The sequence below is a fragment of the Streptomyces sp. NPDC008317 genome (assembly GCF_042955955.1).
Taxonomy (GTDB): Bacteria; Actinomycetota; Actinomycetes; order Streptomycetales; family Streptomycetaceae; genus Actinacidiphila.
Genome location: NZ_JBIBFQ010000002.1, coordinates 804,180 through 827,844, shown reverse-complemented (window position 1 = coordinate 827,844; position 23,665 = coordinate 804,180). Strand labels below are relative to the sequence as shown.

Below are 23,665 nucleotides of genomic sequence, written 5' to 3'. Positions count from 1 at the left end.
CCTGGCCGCTCAGACCCCGGCGGTACGGCTTCGGCCGAGCCCCACCGCGACCATGACCGCCACCGCGAGCAGCACGGCCGCGTCCACCGCCAGCGCCAGGTGGATACCGGACAGCAGGTGCGCCCGGCTGGACGCCAGCGCGGAGAGCAGCGGGATGCCGACCGTCAGACCGATCTGCTGACTGCTCGTCACCAGTCCGGTGGCCAGGCCCTGTTCGTGGTCCGGCAGCCCGGACGTCGCGGTGATCCCGTACGAGACGATCACCCACAGGTGGCCGACGCACGCCAGCGTGACCCCGGCCATCGCCAGCCACGTGCCGGAGGAGCCGGGGCCGAGCAGGACCAGCACGGCGGTCAGCGCGCCCTGCACGACCAGACCGGCCAGCAGCGTGCCGCGGGTGCCGATCCGGCCGATCACCCGCGCCGCGGTCATCCCCGTGACGGCCGCGGCCACGCCCTGGACACCGAAGACCAGGCCGGTGCGGAACGCCGACAGGCCGCGGATCTCCTGGAGGTAGAGGGTGAGCAGGAAGACCACCGTGCTCATCATCGAGAAGGTGGCGAGCCCGGCCAGATTGCCCCAGGCCACCGTGCGTCGGCGCAGCATCGGCAGCGACACCAGCGGCTCGGCGGCCCGCGACTCCACCGCCACGAAGGCGGCCAGCAGCGCGACGCCCAGCACCAGGGCGGCGATCACGTCGGCGCCGCCGAAGCCGCGCTGCGCGGCCGTGGACAGCGCGTAGATCACCGCGAGCAGCCCGCCGGTCACGGTGACCGCGCCGGGTACGTCGATCCGCGGGCGGCGCGGGTGCCGCGACTCGGTGAGCAGCGCGGGCGCGGCGGCCAGGACGAGGACGCCCGCGGCGGCCAGCAGCGCCATCGTGGACCGCCAGCCGAAGGCGTCGGTGAGCGTGCCGCCCATCACCATGCCGATGGTGAAGCCCAGCGACAGCAGCGTGCCGCTGATCCCCAACGCCCGCTCCCGCAGCGGCCCTTCGGGGAAGGTCGTGGTCAGCAGCGACATGCCGGTTGGCACCACGGCCGCCGCGCCCAGGCCCTGCACGGCCCGCGCGGCCAGGAAGGCCGCCGGGTTCCAGGCGAGGGTGGCCAGCAGCGAGGCGGCGGCGAAGACCGCGAGACCGGTCAGGAACAGCCGGCGCCGCCCGTACAGGTCGGCGATCCGGCCGAAGAGCAGCAGGAATCCGCCGGACGGCAGCGCGAAGGCGGTCACCGCCCACTGGAGATTGGCCCTGCTCATACCGAGGTCGGAGCCGAGGACGGGCAGCGACACGTTCAGGATGGAGAAGTCCAGGGAGATCATGAACTGGGCGGCGCAGAGCACGAGGAGCACCAGTTTGGCGCGGATGCCGAGGTGTTGGGGAGCCGGGGCGCGCAGGGCGCCCGTCGTGCCCGAGGCGGGGCCCGAGGCGGGGCCCGTGCCGGGGCCCGAGGCGGACGTGCTCGAAGGGGACGCGGTGGTGTCGGTTGCCATGCGACCACCTTCCGGCGATCCACGGGCCGGTGGGGAGCCGCCCTTTATGCTGGTGGCCGGACCACCAGCCAGGCCGCAGGCCGAGGGGGAGCGAGTGGAACAGACCGTGTCCGCGCCGTTGTCGTCGAAGCCGCACCGCCGCCGGGAACTGCGGGACTTCCTGATGGCCCGCAGGGCCCGGATCTCGCCCGCGCAGGCCGGACTCCCGGACGGCGGCGCCCGGCGCCGCACACCGGGGCTGCGCCGCGAGGAGGTCGCCGTGCTGGCCGGGGTCGGCGCGTCCTGGTACCAGTGGCTCGAACAGGGACGCGACATCACCGTCTCCCCGCAGGTCCTCGACGCGGTCGCGCGCGTGCTGCGCCTGACCGGTCCGGAGCGGCGCCATCTGTACGTGCTCGCCGGGCTCAATCCGCCGCTGCCGGAAGCGGTGCCCGACGCCGACTTCTGCGAGGGGCTCTACCGGCTGATCGAGTCCTGGTCGCCGTTCCCCGCGCACATCATGGACGCCTACTGGAACATCCTGGCGTTCAACGAGCCCGCCCGGCAGACCTTCGCCTTCACCGCGCGCGACACCAACTGCCTGGTCAGCTTCTTCACCGACCCCGTCTACCGGGGCCGCGCCGACCGGCACGCGACGCTGGCGGCGACCATCGTCGCCCAGTACCGTGCCGCCGCCTCGGAGTACCCGGACGACGAGGGCTTCCACCGGATCGTCTCCGAACTGGCGGCGGTCAGCACGGAATTCGCCGAGCTGTGGGCGCTCGGCGACGTCCAGCCCAGCGGTCAGCTCATCAAGGAGCTGAGCCACCCGCTCGTGGGCGACCTCCACTTCGAGAGCACCCAACTGCGCATCCCGGCCCGCCCCGACCTCACCATCGTGATGCACAATCCGCTGCCGGACACCGAAACGGCCGCCAAGCTCCAGTGGCTGGCGTCACCGGAGCAGCGGCGCGGGTCGTTCCGCTCGGTGGACGAGCGGGCGAGCTGACCGCGGGGGCCTGAGGATTTCCGGGCCCGCGGGTCCCCCGGACGGGTCCGGATCGCCGGGGTCTCGGGCACTCGGGCTCTCGGGACCTCATGCTCTCGGGACCTCAGGTGCCGAAGGTGCCGATCATCGAGACCAGGTTGGCGCTGGCCGCCTGGATCGACGTGGCCAGGCTCGTGTCCGCCAGATAGAACCCGAAGGCACCGCAGACGAGAGCGTGGGTCGCCTTCATCGAGCCCTTCCGCTTCAGGAAGAAGGCCGCGACGGCGAGGACGATGACGAAGGGCAGGTGCAGAAGCATCGAATCACCTCAGACGAGGAGGACTGCACGACCCACGCTAAGCGCGGTTCGCTGTCCGCGCATCTTCGGCCACCCAGGGTGACGAAACCGGGGCCACCTCCGCGAAGGCGCGTGCGGGGCGGCGGATAAGGTCGGCGCATGAGCGATGCGACCGTGGACCCGGAAGACCGGAAACTCATCACGTTGGCCCGGTCGGTCCGTGCCCGTAACGGCGCGCCGGAAGGCGCGGCGGTACGGGACGAGATGGGCCGGACCTATGTGGCGGGCCCCGTGGCGCTGGCGTCGCTGAATCTCAGCGCGCTCCAGACGGCGGTGGCGATGGCGGTGGCGAGCGGGGCGACCTCGCTGGAGGCGGCCGTCGTGGTCACGGCGGAGACCGCCGCCGCGGACCGGGACCGCGCCGTCGTCGGGGACCTGGGCGGCCCGGCCACGCCGGTGATCCTCGCGGCCCCGGACGGTACGGTCCGGAGCACGGTCACCGCGGGCTAGGGGTCGAAGGGGCCGTTCGTGATCCGCCGGACAGGCCCTGGGGCCTGTCCGGCGCGGCGGGACGCACTCTAGAGCGCGTCGGGTCCGCGCTCCCCGGTCCTGACCCGTACGGCCGTCTCGACCGGCACCGCCCACACCTTGCCGTCACCGATCTTGCCGGTGCGGGCCGCGGCCACGAGCGTCTCGATGACGGCCTCGACGTCGGCGTCCTCTACCAGCACCTCCACCCGGGCCTTGGGGACGAGGTCGACCCGGTACTCGGCGCCGCGGTAGACCTCGGTGTGGCCGCGCTGGCGCCCGTAGCCGCTGGCCTCGGTGACGGTGAGGCCGTGCACGCCCATCTCCTGGAGTGCGGTCTTCACGTCGTCCAGTTTGAACGGCTTGATGACCGCGGTGACCAGCTTCATCCGAGGGTGCTCCTGTCCGGGACGTGAGCAGCGGCCTTGTGCGCGGGGAGCGACGTGCCGTGCGTCAGTACGCCGTGATCGTAGGCGGTCTCGGCGTGCACGGTCAGGTCGAGGCCGGTCCGTTCTTCCTCCTCGCTCGCCCGGAAGCCCATCAGCCGGTCGATCGCCCGCCCGATGCCGTACGTCACGGCGAAGGCGTACGCCCCGACCGCCGCGACCGCGACGGCCTGTCTGCCGAGCTGGCCGAGGCCGCCGCCGTACAGCAGGCCCTCGGGGCCGCCGGTCATGGTGGCGGTGGCGAGCAGACCGATGAGCAGGGTGCCGACCACGCCGCCGACGAGGTGGACGCCGACCACGTCGAGCGAGTCGTCCACGCCCCAGCGGAACTTCCAGCTCACGGCGTACGAGCAGAGCACCCCGGCGCAGAGCCCGACGACCAGCGCGCCCACCATGTCGACGCTGCCGCAGGACGGGGTGATGGCGACGAGACCGGCGACCGCGCCGGACGCGGCGCCCAGGGTGGTGGCGTGCCCGTCCCTGCGCTTCTCGACCAGCAGCCAGCCGAGCAGCCCGGCGCAGCCCGCCGCCTGGGTGTTGACGAAGGCGGCGGCGGCCAGGCCGTTGGCGCCGAGCGCGGACCCGGCGTTGAAGCCGAACCAGCCGAACCAGAGCAGGCCCGCGCCGAGCAGCACCAGCGGCAGATTGTGCGGGCGCATCGAGTCCTTGCGGAAGCCGAGCCGGGGCCCGAGCACGATCGCCAGCGCGAGCCCGGAGGAGCCCGAGCACACCTCCACGACGGTGCCGCCCGCGAAGTCCAGCGCGCCCAGTTCGCCGACGATCCACCCGCCGGTGCCGAACACCCAGTGCGCGACGGGTACGTATACGGCCAGCGTCCACACCAGGACGAACACCACCCACGCGCCGAACCGCGCGCGGTCCGCGACGGCGCCGCTGATCAGCGCGGCGGTGACGATCGCGAAGGTGAGCTGGAAGGCGGCGAAGAGCAGGGTCGGCACATGGCCGGTGACGGTCGTCGGGGTGATGCCGTGCATCCCGAGGTGGTCCAGGCCGCCGATCAGGCCGAGGCCGCCCGCGTCGGGGCCGAAGGCGAGGGTGTAACCGGCGGTCAACCAGACCACGGTGACCAGCGCGATCGACACGAAACTCATCATGAACATGTTGAGGACGCTCTTGCTGCGGACCATGCCGCCGTAGAAGAGCGCGAGGCCGGGGGTCATCAGCAGGACCAGCGCGGTGGCGGCCAGCAGCCAGGCGGTGTCGCCCGCGTCGACCGCGGGTTGACCGGCGGACAGGAGCAGCACGGGGGAGTCCCTTCCATGGACGGCTGGGGAAGAGCGTCACGGGCGCGTATTTCCGGTTGTGGGCATACGTGTTTCCGCCGTGTTTCGTGTTGCGCGAGGGTTTCCGGCGGATCACCGTGCCGTCACCCGCGGGCCGCCGGAGAAGGGCCCCGGCGGGTGCCGTACGGGCGGGGGCGGGCTCAGGCACCCCCGTCTTCGGGGAGAATGGGCGCATGAGCGCTCGTACCCAGCCCGCAGACACCCCGCACCGGTCCGGTTTCGCCTGTTTCGTCGGCCGCCCCAACGCCGGGAAGTCCACCCTCACGAACGCTCTGGTCGGCCAGAAGGTGGCGATCACCTCCAACCGGCCGCAGACCACCCGGCACACCGTGCGCGGCATCGTGCACCGGCCGGACGCCCAGCTCGTGCTGGTCGACACCCCGGGGCTGCACAAGCCGCGCACGCTGCTCGGCGAGCGGCTCAACGACGTGGTGCGCACCACCTGGTCGGAGGTCGACGTGATCGGCTTCTGCCTGCCCGCCGACCAGAAGCTCGGCCCCGGCGACACCTTCATCGCGCGCGAGCTGGCCGGGATCAAGAAGACGCCGAAGGTCGCCATCGTCACCAAGACCGACCTGGTCGACGGACAGACGCTGCGCGAGCAGCTGCTCGCCGTGGACAAGCTCGGCCGCGACATCGGCATCGAGTGGGCCGAGATCGTGCCGGTCTCCGCGACCGGCGGCGACCAGGTCGAGCTGCTGGCCGACCTGCTGGTGCCGCTGCTGCCGGAGGGCCCGCTGCTCTATCCCGAGGGCGACCTCACCGACGAGCCCGAGCAGGTCATGGTCGCCGAGCTGATCCGCGAGGCCGCGCTCGAAGGCGTACGCGACGAACTGCCGCACTCCATCGCGGTCGTCGTCGAGGAGATGCTGCCGCGCGAGGGCCGCCCCGAGAACCGGCCGCTGCTCGACATCCACGCCAACCTCTACATCGAGCGGCCCAGCCAGAAGGGCATCATCATCGGCCCCAAGGGCGCCCGCCTGAAGGAGGTCGGCATGAAGTCCCGCACCCAGATCGAGGCCCTGCTGGGCACCCCGGTCTTCCTCGACCTCCATGTGAAGGTCGCCAAGGACTGGCAGCGCGACCCGAAGCAGCTCCGCAAGCTCGGCTTCTGACCCGCGGCCGGCTCGCGGTTCGCCGACCGTAGGCCGCCCGCGGCGGGTCAGGTGCGGTCGGCGTCCGCCAGGCGGGTCCTGGCGCTGGGGGCGGGCAGGGGGCTCGCGCCCTTGATCGTGCGGTGCAGGGGCGAGGTCTCGGTGCGCCGGATGCCGGGCAGCTCGGCGACGGGCCCGGTCAGATAGCGGTAGAGCGCGCTGGCGTCCTGGCAGTTCACGGAGGCGTAGACGTTGGCCGTGCCGGTGGTCGCCGCCGCGAAGGCGATCTCGTGGTGGGCGGCGAGCGCCGCCCCCACCTCGGCCAGACGGGCGGGCTCGACCTCCAGCCACAGCCCCGTCCGCAGCGCGGGCTGGAGCGCGCGCCGGTCGAAGTCCAGGTCGTAGTAGAGGACCCCGGCCGCCCGCAGCTCCGACATGCGCCGCCGTACCGTCGTCTGCGACCAGCCGGTGACCTCGGCCAGTTCGGCGGCGGGTGTCCGGCCGTCCACCGCGAGCGCGTCGAGCAGCGGCTGGTCGTCGGGGGCCAGCGGATACGGCGCCGTGCTCTCCGGGGCCGGGGCCTGCGCGTCCGCCACGACCAGCGCCCGCGCCTCGTCCGCGCTCAGCCAGCCCGCCTTGGTCACCGGGCTCAGATCCTGCCCGAAGAAGACGTGCAGCATCGCCTGCGCGGTCACCTGCACCACGCGCGGTGTGCGCGGCAGCTTCTGGAGCAGCAGCGAGTCGTCCCCCTGGGGGAGCGCGGCCTGCACCAGGCAGAAGATCTCGGTGCCGCCCGAGATGAGGCTGACCCAGCGGGTGTCGGTACGCCGGGCCAGCGCCTCGCTGACCGAGGCCGCCGCGTCCGGCGTGCACCGCACCCGTACGAACCACGGCGTCACACCGATCCGGTGCGGGTCGGTCAGGCCCACCACCCGCAGCAGTCCGCTGGAGCGGAGGCGGCCGTAGCGGCGGGCCACGGTCTGGTCGGAGACGCCGAGCACGTCGCCGATCCGGCGGAACGGCGCCCGGCCGTCGATCTGGAGGGCGTGCACGACCCGGTGGTCCAGCTCGTCGAGTCCCTCCAGCATGTCCCATGTCGTGTCGGATTCCATCGGGCAAGGCTAGGGGATGTCGGATTCCGCCGCCAAGGTGTCGCTGACTGTGGCGCGGACCGGGCGTCACGGATCGTGGGAACCGCTGCACCCCACGATCCGCACGATCCGCCGGACTCGCGGACCCCTTGAGGTCCGTCAGGCCCGCGAGGTCCGCTCCCGAACGGAGTTCCACCCATGCGCAAATGGCTGCCCCTCGTGGCGATCTGCCTGGGCGCCTTCATCCTGCTGGTCGACGTCACCATCGTGAACGTCGCCCTGCCGAGCATGGCGTCCGACCTCGACGCGTCCTTCACCTCCTTGCAGTGGGTGATGGACATCTACGCGCTCGCCCTCGCCGCCCTGCTGATGGTGGCGGGCTCGCTCGCCGACCTCTTCGGACACCGGCGGATCTACGCGGCCGGGCTCGTCGTCTTCGCCCTCGCCTCGCTGGCGGCGGCCCTGTCGCCGAACACCGCCGCGCTGATCACCGCGCGGGCCGTGCAGGGCGTGGGCGGCGCCGCGATGTTCGCCACCTCGGCCGCGCTGGTGTCCGCGACCTACCACGGCCGCGACCGCGGCACCGCCTTCGGCGTCTGGGGCGCGGTCAACGGCGCCGCCGCCGCTGCCGGGCCCATCCTCGGCGGCCTGCTGACCCAGGGCTTCGGCTGGCAGGCGATCTTCCTGGTCAACCTGCCGATCGCGGTCGTCGCCGTCGCGCTCACCCTGAAGGTGCTGCCCGCCGGGCGGCGCGGCGCCGGACGCCTGGACCTGCCGGGCGCCGCCGCCTTCACCCTCGCGGCGGCCTCGCTCACGTACGCGCTGATCCGCGGCGGCGAGCACGGCTGGACCGAGTCGCTGACCCTGACGGCCTTCGCGGTCGCCGCCCTGGCCGTCGTCGGCTTCGTCGTCGCCGAGGCCAGGTCCGCGCACCCCATGCTCGACCTGGCGCTGCTGCGCCGCGCCAGCTTCTCCGGCCTGCTCGGCGGCGCCCTGCTCTACCAGGCGGCGGCCTTCAGCGGCCTGGTCTACCTCTCGCTGTGGCTCCAGAACGTCCTCGGCCTCAGCCCGATCCGCGGCGGTCTGGCCCTGATGCCGCTGGCCGGGGCGTCCTTCCTGGCCGCGGCCGTCGCGGGCCGGCACATGCACCGCGTCGCGCCCCGGCTGCCGATCGCCGGCGGTCTCGTCCTGATCGCGGCGGGCTGCGCGGTGCTGTGGCTGTCCGTGCACGCCTCGTCCGGGCAGTCCGCCCTCTTCGCGGGCCTGGCGGTCGTCGGTGTGGGCGCGGGGCTGGCCACCCCGGTCCTGGTCTCGGCCGCCGTGGAGGCCGTGCCCCCGCAGCGCGCGGGCATGGCGGGCGCCGCCGTGAACACCTTCCGCCAGCTCGGAATGACGCTCGGCATCGCGGTATTCGGCGCCGTCTTCACCTCGCGGCTGCGCGACACGACCGCGGGCGGCGGCTCGCTGCGGGCCGGATACGCCTCGGGCCTGGACCGCATTTCCCTTTACGCGGCGGTCGCCGCGCTGGCCGGAGCCGTGCTCGTCCTGGCCACGCTCCGCCCCGCCGCTGCCGCCTCTGCTCCCGCTCCGGCCGCTGACGGTGACGCCTCGGCCGAGGCTGAGGGAAAGCCCCAGGTCAGCGCGGTAGAGGAGGTCGCCACCGGCCTGAAATGACGGCCGACGACCGCTTCATCCGATTCACTCGCTTTTGAGTGACCGGCGCCACATATGACGGACACACAAAGTGCCCCCTCTTTCACGCACCGCGACAGAGGGGGCACCCCCTTGTGATCCCCTCGATAGGACGCAGGTCACATACGAAGCCGCTTAGTACACCGCGCCTCCCGTATTGACGGGAAAACGCCTCCTCCCGACCCCGTCTACGAATGCAATCCGTAGACGGGGTCTTTGACCTCTGAATTGCCCGCCTCTAACAATTCACTGGTCCGCTACGGAGGAAGAGGTAATTCCCGAATGCAGCTCCCCACGATCCCGAAGAAGCTCCCTACGTTCACCGCGTTCAACCGGATGCCGAAGAAGCACAAGATCACGGCCGCCGGCGCTGTCGCCGCTGCCGCGGTCGTGCTGACCGTGACCGGTCTGGAAGCGACCGCAGGTGCCGGTTCGGCGACCGCGGCGAGCAACCCGGCCGGGTTCTCGGTCTCCACCGGTACGCAGGTCAAGGACCTGAACGCGCAGACCGGCCTCGCGTCGCAGAAGTCCATCAGGGACGCCGCGCAGAAGAAGACCGACCAGGCCAACGCGGCGAAGAAGGCCGAGGCCGCCAAGCAGGCCGACGCCGCGAAGAAGAAGGCGGACGCCGAGGCGGCCAAGAAGAAGGCCGCGGCCGACGCCGCCGACCGCGCGAAGCAGAAGTCCGCCGCGAACCGCTCGACCAAGCGCGCTCCCGTCGCCGCGCCGAAGAAGGCCGCCGCCGCCACGCCCGTGAAGGCCGCCGCCAAGTCCTACTCGAACAACCTCGACGGCTGGATCAAGCAGTCGCTGGACATCCTGCACTCCAAGGGAATTCCCGCCAGCTACAACGGGATTCACAAGAACATCATCCGCGAGTCCAGCGGTAACCCGAAGGCCATCAACAACTGGGACATCAATGCCCGGAACGGCATTCCCTCCAAGGGCCTGCTCCAGGTGATCGACCCGACCTTCAAGACCTACCACGTGTCCGGTACTTCGTGGGACATCTACGACCCGGTCGCCAACATCACCGCCGCCTGCAACTACGCGGCCGACCGCTACGGCTCGATGGACAACGTGAATTCCGCGTACTGATCGCGCACTTCACCACCCACCGCACCCCGGAAGGGCGGCGAGGCCCCACGGCCCCGCCGCCCTTCCGGCGTCAGCGGCGCCCGCCGGTCCGGTCGGCCAGGTGTCCCGGCGCCCCGACGCCCGCGGGAAGCAGCGGGTCGGTCACCGGGATTCCAGGTCTTCGGACGGGGGCGGCCTACGCGCCCTCGCCCAGGACCGCCTCGATCAATTCGCGTTGGGCGGGGGTCAGGTGGGGGTCGGCGCAGTGGGCGGTGCGGCCGTCGGCGGTGATGGCGTAGGTGAAGCCGTCGGGGACCGGGGGGCCCGAGGGCGGGGGAGCGGCCAGGACGGCCTCGGCCAGGGAGGTGAGGCGGGCCGCGTCGGGGCGGCCCGCCGTGTCGAGGGCGGCGTGGCGGGGGACGCCCGCGAAGCCGCCGGAGCGGACCACCTCGATACGCATGGGCTGTGTCACGCCTCCTGCGGCTGGCCGGGCTGCTGGCGGGGGACCTCGGCCGCGGGGGCGGCGGCCGGAGCGACGCCCACCTGGGACCAGGACGAGAGCACCGCCTGGTGCTGCTCGCCTTCACCGTAGCGGGCCTTGGCCGCCGCGGCGGTGGCCGCGGCGAAGTCCGCGAACTGGGCGTGCGGCGACAGCGAGCCGCCGGTGAGGGTGTCGTACCAGATCTGCCCGGCCTGCTCCCAGGCGTTGCCGCCCAGCTCGGCCGCCAGGAGGTAGAAGGCGTGGTTGGGGATGCCCGAGTTGATGTGCACGCCGCCGTTGTCGCGCGAGGTGGTGACGTAGCCGTCCATCGTGCCGGGCTGCGGGTCCTTGCCGAGCCGCGGGTCGTCGTAGGCGGTGCCGGGCTCCTTCATCGAGCGCAGCGCGTGGCCGTCGACGCCCGGTGCGAGCAGCCCGGCGCCGATCAGCCAGTCGGCCTGCTCCGCGCTCTGCCCGAGCGTGAACTGCTTGATGAGGCTGCCGAAGACATCGGAGACGGACTCGTTGAGCGCGCCGGACTGCCCGAAATAGTCCAGGTTGGCGCTGTACTGGGTGACGCCGTGCGTCAACTCGTGGCCGATCACGTCCAGCGGAAGGGTGAAGTCCAGGAAGATCTCGCCGTCGCCGTCCCCGAAGACCATCTGCTGGCCGTTCCAGAAGGCGTTGTTGTAGCCCTGGAGGTAGTGGACGCTGGCCACCAGCGGCAGGCCCGCGTCGTCGATCGAGTGACGCCCGTACGCCTTCAGATACGTCTCGAAGGTCGCGCCGAGCGCGTCGTACGCCCGGTTGACGCTCGCGTCCTTGGACGGCTTGGCTCCCTCGGCGCGCACCTTGCGCCCCGGCAGCGTGTCCTGGTGCTTGGCGTCGTGAACGGTCCGTCGCGGCTGGTCGGAGGCGGCGGCCCCGGTGACGGCGGTGGCGCCGATCACCGTGGTCAGGCGGCGCCTGGTGCGTTGCAGCGCGTCCTGCTCCAGGGTGCGGCGAGCGGGTCCCGAGACCCCGGAGTCCTCGGAACGGGACAGCTTGTCGAGCACGTGCGGCGGCACGATCGTGCAGAAGACGGCGTTGGGCGCATGCGTGGCAGTCATGGCGGCAATGTGGCACGCGTCACAGTCGCTGTCACGGGTTGCGACGATGATTGACGAAAAGGAGCGAAGGATCATGGTTTGAGTGGACAGAACCGTGCATCTTGCATGCTGAGAGGATCTTCGTACCGGCTACGTGATTCCGTCCGCCTCGGTTATGGTCGTCCCATCATGCGTTTCGGGCTGCTTCTCCTTAGCTGCCGCGGCGAGGGCCTGTAGTCGTAGGCCGACCCCCTCCCCGCGGAGTTCAGGCGTGCCATCGCCGTCGGCCGACACTCAGCCGGACCCCCGAGGAGCCAGAGCCCCATGACAACCCCCAATCGCGTCGGCCGTCCCACGCCCATCACCACGGCCACCGCGCGCCAGCGCCCCAGTGTGATGCCGGTCCACAAGTACGGCCACTACGAGGCCGTGGACATCGCCGACCGCACCTGGCCGAACGCCCGCATCACCCAGGCGCCCCGCTGGCTCTCCACGGACCTGCGCGACGGCAACCAGGCGCTGATCGACCCCATGTCGCCCACCCGCAAGCGCGAGATGTTCGACCTGCTGGTCCGCATGGGCTACAAGGAGATCGAGATCGGCTTCCCGTCCTCGGGCCAGACCGACTTCGACTTCGTACGCTCCCTGATCGAGGGCGACGCGATCCCCGAGGACGTGACGGTCTCCGTCCTGACCCAGGCGCGCGAGGAACTGATCGAGCGCACTGTCGAGGCCCTGCGCGGCGTACCCCGCGCCACCGTCCACCTGTACAACGCGACCGCGCCGGTCTTCCGCCGCGTCGTCTTCCGCGGCAGCCGTGACCAGGTCAAGGCGATCGCGGTGGACGGCACCCGGCTGGTGATGGAGTACGCCGAGAAGATCCTGGGCGACGACACCGTCTTCGGCTACCAGTACAGCCCGGAGATCTTCACCGACACCGAGCTGGACTTCGCCCTGGAGGTCTGCGAGGGCGTGATGGACGTCTGGCAGCCCGAGCCGGGCCGCGAGATCATCCTCAACCTGCCCGCCACCGTGGAGCGTTCCACCCCCTCCACACACGCCGACCGCTTCGAGTGGATGTCGCGGAACCTGTCCCGCCGCGAGTACGTGTGCCTGTCCGCGCACCCGCACAACGACCGCGGTACGGCCGTGGCCGCCGCCGAACTGGCGCTCATGGCCGGCGCGGACCGGGTCGAGGGCTGCCTGTTCGGGCAGGGCGAGCGCACCGGCAACGTCGACCTGGTGACGCTGGGCATGAACCTGTTCAGCCAGGGCGTCGACCCGCAGATCGACTTCTCGCAGATCGACGAGATCCGTCGCACCGCCGAGTACTGCAACCAGATGGAGGTCCACCCGCGCCACCCCTACGCGGGCGACCTGGTCTACACCTCCTTCTCCGGCTCCCACCAGGACGCCATCAAGAAGGGCTTCGAGGCGATGGAGGCCACCGCCGCCGCCGAGGGCAAGACCGTCGACGACATCGAGTGGGCGGTGCCGTACCTGCCGATCGACCCCAAGGACGTCGGCCGCTCGTACGAGGCCGTCATCCGCGTCAACTCGCAGTCCGGCAAGGGCGGCGTCGCGTACGTGCTGAAGAACGGCCACAAGCTGGACCTGCCGCGGCGCATGCAGATCGAGTTCTCCCGGATCATCCAGGCCAAGACCGACAGCGAGGGCGGCGAGGTCACCCCCGCGCAGATCTGGTCGGTCTTCCAGGACGAGTACCTGCCCACCAGCGACAACCCGTGGGGCCGGGTCGCCCTGCGCTCCGCCCAGACGTCCACCTCCAGCGACGGCACCGACGCCCTCACCGTCGAGGCCGTGGTCGACGGCGTCGAGACCACCCTGAGCGGTACGGGCAACGGCCCGATCTCGGCCTTCGTCGACGCGCTGGCCGGGGTGGGCATCGACGCCCGCGTCCTGGACTACTCCGAGCACACCATGAGCGAGGGCGCCTCCGCGCGGGCCGCCTCGTACATCGAGTGCGCGATCGACGGAAAGGTGCTGTGGGGGATCGGCGTCGACCCCAACACCACCCGCGCGTCGTTGCAGGCGCTGGTCTCGGCTGTCAACCGGGCCGCGCGCTGACGGGATTGACCCGGTTCACCCGGTCCGTCCGAGGGGCGAAAACCCCCGGGCGGACCGGTTCGAGCACCCTCGCAAGGCAATTGCCCCTTACGCGGTACTGACTGCGACCGCCGACTGTGGCTAACATCACGGCAGTGCGGCAGCGTTGCCGAACGGCCGGAGGGTGCAGCGTGATGAAGCTGAGGCTGTGTATCTGGGGTGTGCGAACGGCGTGGCACACCGAGGACGACGGTGAGTTCTTCTGCCCTGATTGCGGCGGCGACCGTGCCTACCACCGCAGAACCGGCACCCGCAGACTGACCGTGCTCAATGTGCCGGTCCTGCGCCGGGGCCCCGCGGGCACCGTCATCGAGTGCACCGCCTGCCACCGGCAGTACGCCTCCGACGTCCTGCTGCGGCCCACCACCACCCGCTTCTCCGCGATGCTGCGGGACGCCGTGCACACCATCGCGCTCGCCGTCCTCACCGCGGGCGGCGCCACCGGCCGCCCGGCCCGCGAGGCCGCCGTCGGCGCCGTGCGCTCCGCCGGGTTCTCCGACTGCACCGAGGACCAGTTGCTCGGGCTGCTCGCCGCCATCGTCGCCGACGAGGGCCGGTACGGCGCCTCGGGCTCGGGGGGTGCCCCACTCGGGCCCGACTCCTTCGCCGACGAGGTCGACGGGTGCGGGAGCTGGCTGTCCATCGAGCTCCACGAGGCGCTCGAGCCCCTGGCCGACCACCTCGACCCGCTCGGGCGCGAGCGGGTTCTCCTCCAGGGCGCGCACATCGCCCTCGCCGACGGGCCCTACCTTCCTGCGGAACGCGAAGTCCTCGAAGCCGTCGGCCGCTGTCTCTCCCTGCCCCTCACCGACATCGACCGCCTCCTCGCCGGAGCCGCCGCGGCCCTCTGACCTGCGGTCCGCCCGCGCGTGGGCGCCCTGGCGCAGGGCCTGTCCTCAAGGTGCCCCTTCTCAAGGTGCCCCCCAGCGCCCCTGACGGGGCACAGGCCCTGCGTGAAGGGGGGCGTACTCCTGGGGGAGTAGCCCCCGGATCGGTCCTGGGCGGGACGAGGAAGGCGAGCCCGGCGGAGGAAGCTGACGGTAGGAGAAGACCTCGGCTTTCGGAGGAGCCCATGAACGTCACCACACGTCCGTGGGCGGTACCGCGGCTCAGGGCCGTACCGCTGGCCCGTCTGCGCCCCGCCGCGACCCCGTGACCTGGCTCGGCGCACCCCGCGTCCGGGAGGATGGGTCCGTGGCGCTCACCATGGACCTTCTGCGCGCCCCGCGCATCCCGGCGGCGCCGGGACCGCGGGTCGCCCCCGCCGACGTGGCGTTCGCCGCGCTCGTGTTCGCCGTGGAGGCGTTCCTGGCGTGCTGTCTGCCGGAGGAGCCGGCCAGCGGGCGGCCGGACCTGGCGGGCTGGGCGCTGCTGGTGGGCAGCGCGCTGGTGCTGGTGTGGCGGCGGCGTTCGCCGCTGGTGTGCATGCTCGGGATGCTGGCGTTCGTGGCGCCGTACCACTACCTGGAGAACATCCAGGTGGCGCCGATCCCGTCGAGCATGGTGGCGCTGTACGCGCTGGCGGTCGCGGGGCCGCCCCTGCGTACGTTCCTGCTGCTGCCGACGGTGATCGCGCTGATGGCGGCCATCATGTCGACGATCAGCGCGCCGCACGCGGGCACCGACATGCTCAAGAGCGCCGGCTGGATCGTGGCGGTCGCGGTGGCGGGCGAGGTGGTGCGGATGCACCGCAACTACGTGGCCGCGATCGTCGGGCGGGCCGAGCGCGCCGAGCGCACCCGCGAGGAGGAGGCGGCCCGCCGGGTCGCGGAGGAGCGGCTGCGGATCGCCCGCGACCTGCACGACCTGCTCGCGCACAGCATCACCCTGATCGGCGTGCAGACGTCGGTGGCCGCGCACATCCTGGTCGCCGACCCCGACCGGCTCGACCGTACGGCGGTGGCCGCCGCGCTCGACACGATCGCCGACACCTGCCGGGAGGCCCGCGCCGAGCTGCGGACCACGCTGCGGGTGCTGCGCGCGGACGGCGACGGCCCGCTGCCCGACCTGGCGGGGATACCGGCGCTCGCCAAGGCCGCCGAGGCGGCGGGGGCCAGGGTGGACCTGGGCGACGCCGTGGGCGTCGCGCCGGTGCCGCCCGCGGTGGGCGCCGCGGCCTTCCGGATCGTCCAGGAGTCGCTCACCAACGCGGTACGGCACGCGGGGGTCCCGAGCCCGCTGATCACCGTACGGGTGGACCGCCGGGAGACGGCCCTGCACCTGCTGATCGAGGACGACGGCTCCTGCGGCGGCCCCGCGCCCGCGAACCGCGCCGAGGGGCGTACCGAGGGCTTCGGCATCGCCGGGATGCGCGAGCGCGCCCGCAGCGTCGGCGGCACCCTCACCGCGGGGCCGCGCCAGGACCGTACGGGCTTCGCGGTCAGCGCCGTGCTGCCGCTCACCGTCGATCACCAGGGAGACCACAGATGACCTCGCCGCCGCCGATCCGCGTGCTGCTCGCCGACGACCAGACGCTGGTGCGGGCCGCGTTCGCGATGCTGGTGGAGTCCGCCCGCGACATGGAGGTGGTCGGGCAGGCGGCGAACGGCCTGGAGGCGGTCGAGCAGGCGCGCAGCGCCCGCGCCGACGTCATCGTGATGGACATCCGCATGCCGGAGCTCGACGGCATCGAGGCCACCCGGCGGATCGCCGCCGACGACGACCTGGCGGGTGTGCGCATCCTCGTACTGACCACCTACGACGACGACCAGCACGTGGTGTCGGCGCTGCGCGCGGGCGCGTCCGGCTTCCTGGTCAAGGACACCAGGCCCGCGGAGCTGCTGGACGCGATCCGTACCGTGGCGGCCGGGGACTCGCTGCTGTCGCCCGGCCCCACCGCGCGGCTGATCGCCCGGGTGCTGCGGCTGCCGGACCGGCCGCTGGTCAGCGCCCCGGCCCCGGCCGGGCTCGGCGGGCTGTCCGAGCGCGAGCGCGAAGTCCTCACGCTGGTCGCGCGCGGCCTGAACAACGCGGAGACCGGTGAGGCGCTGGGCCTGAGCCCGCTCACCGCCAAGACGCACGTGAGCCGGATCATGGGCAAGCTCGGCGCCCGCGACCGCGCCCAACTCGTCATCACCGCCTACGAGTCCGGCCTGGTCGCGCCCGGCGCCGACCGCTGAGCCGGGGCCCGGCGGCAGCCGGTCGGCCGTCCGTCGCCGTACCGCTCCCGCCGTACGCGAGAATGGGCCCATGAGTCTGTTCCGCGACGACGGCATCGTGCTGCGCACCCAGAAGCTGGGTGAGGCGGACCGGATCATCACGCTGCTCACCCGGCGGCACGGACGGGTACGGGCGGTGGCCCGCGGTGTGCGCAGGACGAAGTCGAAGTTCGGCGCGCGCCTGGAGCCGTTCAGCCACGTCGACGTGCAGTTCTTCGTCCGCGGCGGGGAACTGGTCGGCCGCGGTCTGCCGCTGTGCACACAGGGCGAGACGATCGCGCCGTACGGCGGCTCGATCGTCACCGACTACGACCGCTACACCGCGGGCACCGCGATGCTGGAGACCGCGGAGCGCTTCACCGACCACGAGGGCGAGCCCGCCGTGCAGCAGTATCTGCTGCTGGTCGGCGCGCTGCGGACGCTCGCGGCGGGTGACCACGAGCCCCGGCTGGTGCTCGACGCCTTCCTGCTGCGGTCGCTGGCCGTCAACGGATACGCGCCCAGCTTCGACGACTGTGCCAAATGCGGTATGACCGGTCCCAACCGGTTCTTTTCGGTCGGCGCGGGAGGAGTCGTCTGCGGCGACTGCCGGGTGCCGGGAAGCGTCGTACCCTCACGGGAGTCACTGGAACTGCTCGGCGCGCTGCTGGGCGGCGACTGGGAGACCGCGGACGCCTGCGAGCCGCGCCACTGCCGTGAGGGCAGCGGGCTGGTGGCGGCCTACCTCCAGTGGCACCTGGAGCGCGGACTGCGCTCCCTGCGGTTCGTCGAGAAGACCTGAGCCGAGAAGGCATGAGGAGAAGTACCACCATGGCACGTCACGGGATTCTGGCCCGTTCCCGAAGCTCGTATCGGACACCTGACCCGCACCCGTCGGGGGCGCGTCCGCCGAAGCTCCAGAGCGAGCTGGTGCCCAAGCACGTGGCCGTCGTCATGGACGGCAACGGCCGCTGGGCCAAGGAGCGCGGCCTGCCGCGCACCGAGGGCCACCGGGTCGGCGAGGGCGTCGTCCTGGACGTGCTGAAGGGCTGCCTGGAGATCGGCGTCAAGAACCTCTCGCTGTACGCCTTCTCGACCGAGAACTGGAAGCGCTCGCCCGAGGAGGTGCGCTTCCTGATGAACTTCAACCGGGACGTGATCCGGCGGCGCCGCGACGAGATGGACGAACTCGGCATCCGCATCCGGTGGGTCGGGCGCATGCCCAAGATGTGGAAGTCCGTCGTGCAGGAGCTCCAGGTCGCCCAGGAGCAGACCGTCGACAATGACGCGATGACGCTGTATTTCTGCGTCAACTACGGGGGGCGCGCCGAGATCGCCGATGCGGCGCAGGCCATCGCCCGTGATGTCGCCGACGGGCGGCTCGACCCGTCCAAGGTCAACGAGAAGACCTTCGCCAAGTATCTCTACTACGCCGACATGCCCGACGTGGATCTCTTCCTGCGTCCCAGTGGTGAGCAGCGCACCTCCAACTATCTGCTCTGGCAGAGCAGTTACGCCGAGATGGTCTTCCAGGACGTGCTGTGGCCCGATTTCGACCGGCGCGATCTGTGGCGGGCCTGCGTCGAATACGCCTCGCGCGACCGTCGCTTCGGCGGGGCCATCCCCAACGAGGCCCAGCTCGCCGGCGACCAACGCGCCTAGCCCTTCCCGGGCGGGGTGACCCGATCCTTCCCGGGGCCGCCCCCGGACGGTTCCTCCGCCCCGGACGGCGGCCCGGCATTCCCGGCCGCGCGGTGCCCTTGCGCAGGGCCTGCTTGTGGGGGCGCGGGGAACTGCGCGACCAGCCACGGCGGTGGCGCGCCGTTGAAAACCGGCCCCAGCGGGGCAGTTGCTGTGTGTTTTCGGGCTGAAAGCCCGGTGGGGGCTGAGCGCGCAGTTCCCCGCGCCCCTAAAGACACGTGGCCGGCGCCCCGGTGGAAGAGCCGTCCGGGGGCCGCGCCCGGGAAAGACCGGCCTACCGCCCCGGTGGAAGAGCCGTCCGGGCGGGGTCGGGGAAGGGCGGGGGAGGCCCTTGGGGGTGGGCTAGGGCTGGGGGTGCTCGACGCAGTCGGAGCAGGTGCCGAAGATCTCCATGGTGTGGGCGACATCGGCGAAGCCGTGCTCGGCGGCGACGGCGTCGGCCCACTTCTCGACGGCGGGCCCCTCGACCTCGACGGCCTTGCCGCAGACGCGGCAGACGAGGTGGTGGTGGTGGCCGCCGCCGGAGCAGCGGCGGTAGACGGACTCGCCCTCACCGGTCCGGAGGACATCGATCTCGCCCGCGTCGGCCAGCGACTGAAGGGTCCGGTAGACCGTGGTGAGCCCGACGGAGTCGCCGCGGTGCTTCAGGATGTCGTGCAGATCCTGCGCGCTGCGGAATTCGTCGACCTCCGAGAGAGCGGCCGACACGGCGGCCCGTTGCCGGGTGGAGCGGCCACGTACGGGATGGGTGGTCACCGGTGCCTCCTTCTGGGTCGCTTCGTGCACCTGTCCGGACGGCCCATTGTGCCAGGCCGTTCCGTTCAGGCGGGTACCTCGTCGGCGGCGCCGCGGGCGGCGGGCACCTCCACCTCCAGAGTGCACCGTTCCCGCTCCGCCGCGGCCCGCCTGGCGCGTTTCCTGGCCAGCGGAGTGGCGAGCGCGGTGAGCACGATGAAGAGCCCGATGGTGATCAGGACGATCGTCGCACCGGACGGCACGTCCACGTAGTACGAGGTGACGGTGCCGGACAGTGTCACGGTGACGCCGATGGCCACCGCGCTGACGAAGGTGACCAGGAAACTGCGGGTGACCTGCTGCGCCGCCGCGACGGGGATCACCATCAGCGCGCTGACCAGCAGCAGCCCGACCACGCGCATCGCGACCGTGACGGTGAGCGCGGCCGTGACCGCGACCAGCAGATTCAGCAGCCGCACCGGCAGCCCGGTGACCCGCGCGAACTCCTCGTCCTGCGACACCGCGAAGAGCTGCCGCCGCAGACCCACGGTCACCAGCATGACGAAGCCCGCCAGCAGGCACATCGTGGTGATGTCGGACGGCGAGACGGTGGTGATCGAACCGAACAGGTACGTCTCCAGGTTGGCGTTGGAGCCGTTCGGCGCGAGGCTGGTCAGCATCACACCGCCCGCCATGCCGCCGTAGAAGAGCATGGCCAGCGCGATGTCGCCGCGCGTCTTGCCGTACCAGCGGATCAGCTCCATCGCGACGGCGCCCGCCACCGAGACGGCGGTGGCCATCCAGACCGGGTTGGACTGGAGGAGGAAGCCGAGGCCGACGCCGGTCAGCGCGACATGGCCGATACCGTCGCCCATCAGGGCCTGCCGTCGCTGCACGAGGTAGATCCCGATGGCCGGCGCGGTGAGGCCGACCAGCGCGGCGGCGATCAGGGCCCGTTGCATGAAGGCGTAGTCGAGGAATTCCATCAGCTCAGCAGTCCCGTCCTGACCGGCGCGGCCGAGGCGTCCGCGTGCGGGTGTACGTGGTCGTGGCCCGGCAGGGCGTGCTGTCCCAGTGCCCGCGGCGGCGCGCCCTCGTACGTCACGCAGCCGTCGCGCAGCACGACCGCGCGGTCGATCAGCGGTTCCAGCGGCCCCAGTTCGTGCAGGACCAGCAGGACGGTGGTGCCCGCCGCGACCTGGGCGCGCAGGGTCGCCGCGAGGATGCGCTGGCTGTCGAGGTCCACGCCCGCCATCGGCTCGTCCATGATGAGCAGGTCCGGCTCCCCGGCCAGCGCGCGGGCGATCAGCACCCGCTGGTGCTGGCCGCCGGAGAGCGCGTCCACGGAGTCGCCCGCGCGGTCGGTGAGGTCGACGACGGCGATGGCCCGGTCCACGGCCGCCCGGTCGGCGCGGCGCATCGGCCGCAGCCGGGTACGGGCCAGCCGCCCGGCCGAGACCACCTCGCGTACGGTCGCGGGCACGCCGCCGGCCGCCGTGGTGCGCTGCGGCACGTACCCGATACGCGCCCACTGCCGGAAGCGGCGCAGCGGCGTACCGAACAGCTCCAGCGAGCCGCCGGTCAGCGGCACCTGGCCGATGACCGCGCGCACCGCCGTGGACTTGCCCGAGCCGTTGGCGCCGAGGAGCGCCACGACCTCGCCGCGCCCGACGGTCAGGTCGATGCCGCGCAGTACGGGGCGAGCGCCGAGGGTGGCGGTGGCGCCGCTGAGCGCGATGACCGGGTCCGTGACCGCGCCGGTGTCCCCGGCCGCTTCGACGGCTTGCTGGTCCATGGCGGTGACCTCCGTCACTTCGCGCCGAGCGCCGCGCGCAGGGCCGTCAGATTGCTCCGCTGCACCTGGAAGTAGTCGGTGCCCTTGGACTTGTCGGTGATGCCCTCGATCGGGTCGAGGACGTCGGTGCGCAGCCTCAGGTCGCCCGCGAGGGTCTTCGCGGTGGCGTCGCTGACCAGCGTCTCGAAGAAGACGGTCGACACGTGCTTGCTCTTCACCAGGTCGTGCAGCGCCTTGACCCGCGCCGCGCTGGGCTCGCTCTCCGGGTCGATGCCGTTGATGGCCTCCTCGACCAGCCCGTACCGCTCGGCGAGGTAGCCGAAGGCGGCGTGCGTGGTGACGAAGGTGTCGGAGGCGCGGTTCTTCAGGCCGTCGCGGAATGCGGTGTCCAGGGCGGTGAGCCGGGCGACCAGCGCGTCGGTGTTCTTGCCGTACGCCGCCGCGTTCGCCGGGTCGGCCTGCTCCAGCGCCTTGCCGACGCCCTTGGCGACCTCGGCGTACTTCACCGGGTCCAGCCAGATGTGCGGGTCGGCGCCCGCGCCTTCCTCGCTGCCGCCGCCGGTGCCGTTGTCGCCGGTCGTGTGGTGCGTGCCGTCCACCTCGGTGCCGTGGGACTCCAGGGTGGTCAGCGACGCGGCGTCGACCTTGTGCTTGACGCCGGAGAGCTTCACGGCGTCGTCCACGGCGGGCTGGAGGCCCTTGAGGTAGACGATCACATCGGACTGGCCGAGCCTGCCGGTCTCCTTCGGTGTCAGCTCCAGGTCGTGCGGCTCCACGCCCGGCTTGGTGAGGTCGGTCACCGCGACATGGTCGGCGCCGATCTGCGCCGCCAGGTACTCCAGCGGGTAGAAAGCGGCCGTGACCTTGAGCTTTCCGCCGCTCTTGGAGTCACCCGAGGTGTTCTCGGAGGCGTCGGCACCGGAGCAGGCCGACACTGCCAGCAGGCCGAGCACGGCCGCGGCGGCGACGGAGACGGCGGATATCGGGCGGCGATGGATGTTCATGACTGTCATTTTCATCTGATGTGGAAACGATTGTCAATATCCGTAGGGCGGGGTCCGCGATCCGCTCCCGGCCGGGTTCCTGGAGCCGGGTTCCGGAACGGATTTGATAAGGGGACCGCACCCGCCGGTAATCTGAGGCAACTGACCGCTTCGTCGTACTGAAGAGAGCACCGTGGCCGCCGACAAGATCGACACCATCGTCAGCCTGAGCAAGCGCCGTGGCTTCGTTTTCCCGAGCAGTGAGATCTACGGCGGCTCCAAGGCCGCCTGGGACTACGGGCCGCTGGGCGTCGAGCTGAAGGAGAACATCAAGCGCCAGTGGTGGCGCGCCATGGTGACCTCCCGTGAGGACGTGGTGGGAATCGACTCGTCGGTGATCCTCGCCCCCGAGGTCTGGGTGGCCTCCGGCCACGTCGCCACGTTCTCCGACCCGCTCACCGAGTGCACCTCCTGTCACAAGCGCTACCGCGCGGACCACCTGGAGGAGGCGTACGAGGCCAAGCACGGCAAGCCCCCGGCCAACGGCCTCGCCGACATCAACTGCCCGCACTGCGGCACCAAGGGCGCCTTCACCGAGCCCAAGCAGTTCTCCGGCATGCTCCAGACCCACCTCGGCCCGACCCAGGACGCGGGCTCGGTGGCGTACCTGCGGCCCGAGACCGCGCAGGGCATCTTCACCAACTTCGCCCAGGTGCAGACCACTTCGCGCAAGAAGCCGCCGTTCGGCATCGCCCAGATGGGCAAGTCGTTCCGCAACGAGATCACGCCGGGCAACTTCATCTTCCGCACCCGCGAGTTCGAGCAGATGGAGATGGAGTTCTTCGTCAAGCCCGGCGAGGACGAGAAGTGGCACGAGTACTGGATGCAGGAGCGCTGGAACTGGTACACGGGCCTGGGCATCCGGGAGGAGAACATCCGGTGGTTCGACCACCCCAAGGAGAAGCTCTCCCACTACTCCAAGCGCACCGCCGACATCGAGTACCGCTTCAACTTCGGCGGCCAGGAGTTCAGTGAGCTGGAGGGCGTCGCCAACCGCACCGACTACGACCTCTCCTCGCACTCCAAGGCGTCCGGCCAGGACCTCTCCTACTTCGACCAGGAGGCGGGCGAGCGCTGGTTCCCGTACGTCATCGAGCCCGCGGCGGGTGTCAACCGCGCGATGCTGGCCTTCATGCTCGACGCGTACAACGAGGACGAGGCGCCCAACGCCAAGGGCGTCATGGAGAAGCGCACCGTGATGCGGCTCGACCCGCGCCTCGCGCCGGTCAAGGTCGCCGTCCTGCCGCTCTCCCGCAACCCCGAGCTGTCCCCGAAGGCCAAGGGCCTGGCCACCGCCCTGCGCGCCAACTGGAACATCGAGTTCGACGACGCGGGCGCCATCGGCCGCCGCTACCGCCGCCAGGACGAGATCGGCACGCCGTTCTGCGTGACCGTCGACTTCGACACGCTCGAGGACAACGCGGTGACGGTCCGCGAGCGCGACACGATGAAGCAGGAGCGCGTGTCGCTCGACCAGGTGGAGACCTACCTGGGCAGCCGACTGCTGGGCTGCTGACGCCGGTTGCACACGGGCGGGGCCGCGCGAGCCGGACGGACCGGATCGCGCGGCCCC

Annotated in this window: 23 protein-coding genes; 12 read left to right on the top strand and 11 right to left on the bottom strand. The window is 71.7% G+C overall.

What is annotated here, in order from left to right; translation table 11 throughout:
- Positions 1–9: 9 nt before the first annotated feature.
- Entirely contained in the window at positions 10–1,491 is a 1,482-nt protein-coding gene (locus ACFY9V_RS08690; protein ID WP_391160271.1) for an MFS transporter, read from the bottom strand.
- Positions 1,492–1,654: 163 nt separating this feature from the next.
- Here ACFY9V_RS08690 and ACFY9V_RS08685 point away from each other — a divergent pair, with 163 nt between their 5' ends.
- A complete protein-coding gene (locus tag ACFY9V_RS08685; RefSeq protein WP_391160609.1) occupies positions 1,655–2,479 on the top strand; it encodes a helix-turn-helix domain-containing protein in 825 nt (274 codons plus the stop codon).
- Positions 2,480–2,582: 103 nt separating this feature from the next.
- Here the strand turns inward: ACFY9V_RS08685 and ACFY9V_RS08680 are convergent, their stop codons facing one another.
- Entirely contained in the window at positions 2,583–2,777 is a 195-nt protein-coding gene (locus tag ACFY9V_RS08680) for a hypothetical protein (protein ID WP_355344517.1), read from the bottom strand.
- Between the two features lie 138 nt (positions 2,778–2,915).
- Between ACFY9V_RS08680 and ACFY9V_RS08675 the strand changes: the two genes are divergently transcribed.
- A complete protein-coding gene (locus ACFY9V_RS08675) occupies positions 2,916–3,266 on the top strand; it encodes a cytidine deaminase (protein ID WP_355344520.1) in 351 nt (116 codons plus the stop codon).
- Positions 3,267–3,334: 68 nt separating this feature from the next.
- On the opposite strand, the gene ACFY9V_RS08670 is transcribed toward ACFY9V_RS08675, so the two are convergent.
- Both ACFY9V_RS08670 and ACFY9V_RS08665 read right to left on the bottom strand, forming a co-directional pair.
- A complete protein-coding gene (locus ACFY9V_RS08670; RefSeq protein WP_355344523.1) occupies positions 3,335–3,673 on the bottom strand; it encodes a P-II family nitrogen regulator in 339 nt (112 codons plus the stop codon).
- Positions 3,670–4,995, bottom strand: a complete 1,326-nt coding sequence (locus ACFY9V_RS08665; RefSeq protein WP_391047480.1) for an ammonium transporter — start codon at positions 4,993–4,995, stop codon at positions 3,670–3,672. The genes ACFY9V_RS08670 and ACFY9V_RS08665 overlap by 4 nt, the downstream gene beginning before the upstream one ends.
- A 212-nt stretch (positions 4,996–5,207) precedes the next feature.
- On the opposite strand from ACFY9V_RS08665, the gene era reads away from it, so the two are divergent.
- Positions 5,208–6,149, top strand: coding sequence for a GTPase Era (gene era / locus ACFY9V_RS08660; protein ID WP_355344525.1), 942 nt, complete (start codon positions 5,208–5,210; stop codon positions 6,147–6,149).
- A gap of 47 nt (positions 6,150–6,196) precedes the next feature.
- Here era and ACFY9V_RS08655 read toward each other — a convergent pair whose 3' ends face one another.
- Positions 6,197–7,240, bottom strand: coding sequence for an AsnC family transcriptional regulator (locus ACFY9V_RS08655; RefSeq protein ID WP_391160269.1), 1,044 nt, complete (start codon positions 7,238–7,240; stop codon positions 6,197–6,199).
- 177 nt (positions 7,241–7,417) lie between these two features.
- Here ACFY9V_RS08655 and ACFY9V_RS08650 point away from each other — a divergent pair, with 177 nt between their 5' ends.
- Positions 7,418–8,893 (top strand): DHA2 family efflux MFS transporter permease subunit, encoded by a 1,476-nt coding sequence (locus ACFY9V_RS08650; RefSeq protein WP_391160267.1) that lies wholly within the window; start codon positions 7,418–7,420, stop codon positions 8,891–8,893.
- A 300-nt stretch (positions 8,894–9,193) separates the two neighbouring features.
- Complete coding sequence (locus tag ACFY9V_RS08645) at positions 9,194–10,009, top strand: transglycosylase SLT domain-containing protein (protein WP_355344534.1); 816 nt, start codon at positions 9,194–9,196, stop codon at positions 10,007–10,009.
- Between the two features lie 175 nt (positions 10,010–10,184).
- Here the strand turns inward: ACFY9V_RS08645 and ACFY9V_RS08640 are convergent, their stop codons facing one another.
- A complete protein-coding gene (locus tag ACFY9V_RS08640; RefSeq protein WP_391160608.1) occupies positions 10,185–10,448 on the bottom strand; it encodes a protealysin inhibitor emfourin in 264 nt (87 codons plus the stop codon).
- An 8-nt stretch (positions 10,449–10,456) separates the two neighbouring features.
- Complete coding sequence (locus ACFY9V_RS08635; protein ID WP_391160264.1) at positions 10,457–11,575, bottom strand: M4 family metallopeptidase; 1,119 nt, start codon at positions 11,573–11,575, stop codon at positions 10,457–10,459.
- A 303-nt stretch (positions 11,576–11,878) separates the two neighbouring features.
- Between ACFY9V_RS08635 and leuA the strand changes: the two genes are divergently transcribed.
- The 6 genes from leuA (at position 11,879) to ACFY9V_RS08605 (ending at position 18,480) form a co-directional block, all read left to right on the top strand.
- Positions 11,879–13,642 carry a 2-isopropylmalate synthase gene (gene leuA / locus ACFY9V_RS08630; protein ID WP_355344540.1) on the top strand — a complete coding sequence of 588 codons (1,764 nt, stop codon included), beginning with the start codon at positions 11,879–11,881 and terminating at the stop codon, positions 13,640–13,642.
- Between the two features lie 173 nt (positions 13,643–13,815).
- Complete coding sequence (locus ACFY9V_RS08625) at positions 13,816–14,532, top strand: TerB family tellurite resistance protein (RefSeq protein WP_355344543.1); 717 nt, start codon at positions 13,816–13,818, stop codon at positions 14,530–14,532.
- Positions 14,533–14,887: 355 nt separating this feature from the next.
- Positions 14,888–16,111 (top strand): histidine kinase, encoded by a 1,224-nt coding sequence (locus ACFY9V_RS08620; RefSeq protein ID WP_391047656.1) that lies wholly within the window; start codon positions 14,888–14,890, stop codon positions 16,109–16,111.
- Positions 16,108–16,800, top strand: a complete 693-nt coding sequence (locus ACFY9V_RS08615; RefSeq protein WP_355344548.1) for a response regulator transcription factor — start codon at positions 16,108–16,110, stop codon at positions 16,798–16,800. Before ACFY9V_RS08620 ends, ACFY9V_RS08615 begins: the two co-directional genes overlap by 4 nt.
- A 70-nt stretch (positions 16,801–16,870) precedes the next feature.
- Entirely contained in the window at positions 16,871–17,620 is a 750-nt protein-coding gene (gene recO, locus ACFY9V_RS08610; protein ID WP_355344550.1) for a DNA repair protein RecO, read from the top strand.
- 29 nt (positions 17,621–17,649) lie between these two features.
- Positions 17,650–18,480, top strand: a complete 831-nt coding sequence (locus tag ACFY9V_RS08605) for an isoprenyl transferase (RefSeq protein ID WP_188280782.1) — start codon at positions 17,650–17,652, stop codon at positions 18,478–18,480.
- A 381-nt stretch (positions 18,481–18,861) separates the two neighbouring features.
- Here ACFY9V_RS08605 and ACFY9V_RS08600 read toward each other — a convergent pair whose 3' ends face one another.
- From ACFY9V_RS08600 to ACFY9V_RS08585, 4 genes are all read right to left on the bottom strand, one after another.
- A complete protein-coding gene (locus tag ACFY9V_RS08600) occupies positions 18,862–19,275 on the bottom strand; it encodes a Fur family transcriptional regulator (RefSeq protein WP_355344554.1) in 414 nt (137 codons plus the stop codon).
- A gap of 65 nt (positions 19,276–19,340) precedes the next feature.
- Positions 19,341–20,240 (bottom strand): metal ABC transporter permease, encoded by a 900-nt coding sequence (locus ACFY9V_RS08595; RefSeq protein ID WP_355344557.1) that lies wholly within the window; start codon positions 20,238–20,240, stop codon positions 19,341–19,343.
- Positions 20,240–21,049, bottom strand: a complete 810-nt coding sequence (locus ACFY9V_RS08590) for an ATP-binding cassette domain-containing protein (RefSeq protein WP_391160262.1) — start codon at positions 21,047–21,049, stop codon at positions 20,240–20,242. The genes ACFY9V_RS08595 and ACFY9V_RS08590 overlap by 1 nt, the downstream gene beginning before the upstream one ends.
- Positions 21,050–21,063: 14 nt before the next feature.
- On the bottom strand, positions 21,064–22,053 hold the full coding sequence (locus ACFY9V_RS08585; protein WP_391160260.1) for a metal ABC transporter solute-binding protein, Zn/Mn family: 990 nt from the start codon (positions 22,051–22,053) through the stop codon (positions 21,064–21,066).
- 172 nt (positions 22,054–22,225) lie between these two features.
- On the opposite strand from ACFY9V_RS08585, the gene ACFY9V_RS08580 reads away from it, so the two are divergent.
- On the top strand, positions 22,226–23,608 hold the full coding sequence (locus ACFY9V_RS08580) for a glycine--tRNA ligase (RefSeq protein ID WP_355344566.1): 1,383 nt from the start codon (positions 22,226–22,228) through the stop codon (positions 23,606–23,608).
- Positions 23,609–23,665 lie beyond the last annotated feature (57 nt).

Coding starts and splice junctions, on each gene's coding strand:
- ACFY9V_RS08645 (WP_355344534.1), top strand. CDS start 9,194: ATGCAGCTCCCCACGATCCCGAAGAAGCTCCCTACGTTCACCGCGTTC.
- ACFY9V_RS08655 (WP_391160269.1), bottom strand. CDS start 7,240: ATGGAATCCGACACGACATGGGACATGCTGGAGGGACTCGACGAGCTG.
- ACFY9V_RS08595 (WP_355344557.1), bottom strand. CDS start 20,240: ATGGAATTCCTCGACTACGCCTTCATGCAACGGGCCCTGATCGCCGCC.
- ACFY9V_RS08585 (WP_391160260.1), bottom strand. CDS start 22,053: ATGAACATCCATCGCCGCCCGATATCCGCCGTCTCCGTCGCCGCCGCG.
- ACFY9V_RS08620 (WP_391047656.1), top strand. CDS start 14,888: ATGGACCTTCTGCGCGCCCCGCGCATCCCGGCGGCGCCGGGACCGCGG.
- ACFY9V_RS08650 (WP_391160267.1), top strand. CDS start 7,418: ATGCGCAAATGGCTGCCCCTCGTGGCGATCTGCCTGGGCGCCTTCATC.
- ACFY9V_RS08605 (WP_188280782.1), top strand. CDS start 17,650: ATGGCACGTCACGGGATTCTGGCCCGTTCCCGAAGCTCGTATCGGACA.
- ACFY9V_RS08635 (WP_391160264.1), bottom strand. CDS start 11,575: ATGACTGCCACGCATGCGCCCAACGCCGTCTTCTGCACGATCGTGCCG.
- recO (WP_355344550.1), top strand. CDS start 16,871: ATGAGTCTGTTCCGCGACGACGGCATCGTGCTGCGCACCCAGAAGCTG.
- ACFY9V_RS08590 (WP_391160262.1), bottom strand. CDS start 21,049: ATGGACCAGCAAGCCGTCGAAGCGGCCGGGGACACCGGCGCGGTCACG.
- leuA (WP_355344540.1), top strand. CDS start 11,879: ATGACAACCCCCAATCGCGTCGGCCGTCCCACGCCCATCACCACGGCC.
- era (WP_355344525.1), top strand. CDS start 5,208: ATGAGCGCTCGTACCCAGCCCGCAGACACCCCGCACCGGTCCGGTTTC.
- ACFY9V_RS08670 (WP_355344523.1), bottom strand. CDS start 3,673: ATGAAGCTGGTCACCGCGGTCATCAAGCCGTTCAAACTGGACGACGTG.
- ACFY9V_RS08615 (WP_355344548.1), top strand. CDS start 16,108: ATGACCTCGCCGCCGCCGATCCGCGTGCTGCTCGCCGACGACCAGACG.
- ACFY9V_RS08690 (WP_391160271.1), bottom strand. CDS start 1,491: ATGGCAACCGACACCACCGCGTCCCCTTCGAGCACGTCCGCCTCGGGC.
- ACFY9V_RS08680 (WP_355344517.1), bottom strand. CDS start 2,777: ATGCTTCTGCACCTGCCCTTCGTCATCGTCCTCGCCGTCGCGGCCTTC.
- ACFY9V_RS08685 (WP_391160609.1), top strand. CDS start 1,655: ATGGCCCGCAGGGCCCGGATCTCGCCCGCGCAGGCCGGACTCCCGGAC.
- ACFY9V_RS08625 (WP_355344543.1), top strand. CDS start 13,816: ATGAAGCTGAGGCTGTGTATCTGGGGTGTGCGAACGGCGTGGCACACC.
- ACFY9V_RS08640 (WP_391160608.1), bottom strand. CDS start 10,448: ATGCGTATCGAGGTGGTCCGCTCCGGCGGCTTCGCGGGCGTCCCCCGC.
- ACFY9V_RS08675 (WP_355344520.1), top strand. CDS start 2,916: ATGAGCGATGCGACCGTGGACCCGGAAGACCGGAAACTCATCACGTTG.